This window comes from Acetobacter pasteurianus subsp. pasteurianus LMG 1262 = NBRC 106471 (assembly GCF_000285275.1).
GTDB lineage: Bacteria > Pseudomonadota > Alphaproteobacteria > Acetobacterales > Acetobacteraceae > Acetobacter > Acetobacter pasteurianus.
In genome coordinates, this window is record NZ_CADO01000121.1 from 1 (window position 1) to 1689 (window position 1689).

Genomic DNA, 1689 nt, shown 5'->3' on the forward strand with positions numbered 1-1689 from the left:
TTCTTCCATCCCTACAATATGGGAAGAAATTCAAGATCTAACAGGCCCTAAACTGTAAAAGGTATGACCTCGCAAACATCTCCATCCTGCAAGGATTGACCAGCCGAAACTTTGAGAAGACCGCTAGCCCGTGTGAGGCAAAGAATATCAGAGGCTCCAACAGACCGCACAAGGTTTATAAGGTTTTCTCCCCTATTTCCCGTAAAATGTACTGGCAAAAAGCAGGTTGTATCTGTTGCCGCAACATAAGAAAAACTGCTTTTTCCTTCTATAGGCTTACTTGCATTTTCCCCTTGCTTTGCGCCAGTCAGACCATGCAAAAATGGCACAACGAACAGTTGCGCACATATAGCTGCAGCCCCTGGATTTCCCGGCAAACAGAACACCATTTTCTGGCCTAGTTGCATAACTGTCATGGGCTTGCCGGGGCGCATTTTAACGCGTCGAAAAAGACATGTGGCACCCATTTGGCTGAGGACAGGCAGAACATGGTCGGTTTGCCCAACAGAAATACCGCCTGTAGTGATAAGAATATCAGCTTCCTGCGCACACTGATGAAGCAGCTTGTGTAAATCCTCTTCACTGTCTGAGCTACACACACAACGCGTGACCAATACACCTTCATTTTGCAGCATTGTTGCCAATAGCTGCGTATTCAGCTCCGTGCGGCAATCCGTTGCTGTTGCACCAAACTCTGCTCCATTAGCCACAACGCAAATTTTCGGACGTTTATAGACAGCTACTTGTTCCTTACCTTGGTGCGCCAATAGGGGCAGATGCCGCCAATCCAGCCTTTGGTCACGCCCAAGCAACATGTCACCTTTACAAAACTCTTCCCCACTCCGCCGAATATTCAAACCATTTCTGGCATTCTGCTCCAGCAAATGCACATGTCCGCTCATTATGGATGTGCGTTCCTGAGCCACAACACAATCTGCCCCAGCAGGAATGCGCGCACCAGTCAGAATACTATATGCAACACCTTGTTCCAAAGGGGGGGGAGTGTCCCCTGCTACGATTTGCCCAGAAAGAGGCAAACCTATATCACCCGCCTTTTCCATATCTGCACAGCGGAATGCATACCCATCCATTGCTGAGATATCAGATTCGGGGCGTGGCACCTCTGCCCTTATATCCTCGGCAAGAACACGACCGCATGCCTGCGAGATAGATACAAATTCTGGTGCAAGTAACGGTATATTTTGCGTACAGGCTGCAAGAAGAGCCTGTGCTTCATCATACGCCACCATCTCTGGCACCGTACATTTTTGTTCTGAAACAGCTGAGGCTAATAAAGAACCAACCATACAGTCATTACCCCGGAAATGAGAACGGATTTAAACCTGCGCGTACAAAGCCCTGCTGCTCTACAGCTGTATCCAAAGCAAAGCTACCCAGATCATCCGCAAGTGCATCTAGTTCTGGATCATAATCCAACCGCAAAACCTTCAGATATGTTTTGCAATCTCCGCAACTTTCTATCTGAACAGGAGCTTTCAAATCTTCAAATGCCCAGTGTTCAAGATGAGCAGATGCACCACATTCCACACAGATACCACGCACCCTGTGCCAACGTGTCTCACACAAACTGCATTGAAGGTAGCGCAGCCCCTCACGGTCTCCCCCCAATACAAGGCTAGGGCCTGTTAGATCTTGAATTTCTTCCCATATTGTAGGGATGGAAGAAGG

1 protein-coding gene and 1 pseudogene are annotated in these 1689 nt (G+C 48.3%); both read right to left on the bottom strand.

Annotated features, from left to right (window positions below; all coding sequences use genetic code 11):
- Positions 1–47: 47 nt before the first annotated feature.
- On the bottom strand, positions 48–1307 hold the full coding sequence (locus tag APA10_RS11825) for a molybdopterin molybdotransferase MoeA (RefSeq protein WP_004450118.1): 1260 nt from the start codon (positions 1305–1307) through the stop codon (positions 48–50).
- A 7-nt stretch (positions 1308–1314) separates the two neighbouring features.
- Positions 1315–1689, bottom strand: a pseudogene (locus tag APA10_RS11830) (formate dehydrogenase accessory protein FdhE domain-containing protein); the annotation flags it as partial.

Coding starts and splice junctions, on each gene's coding strand:
- APA10_RS11825 (WP_004450118.1), bottom strand. CDS start 1,307: ATGGTTGGTTCTTTATTAGCCTCAGCTGTTTCAGAACAAAAATGTACG.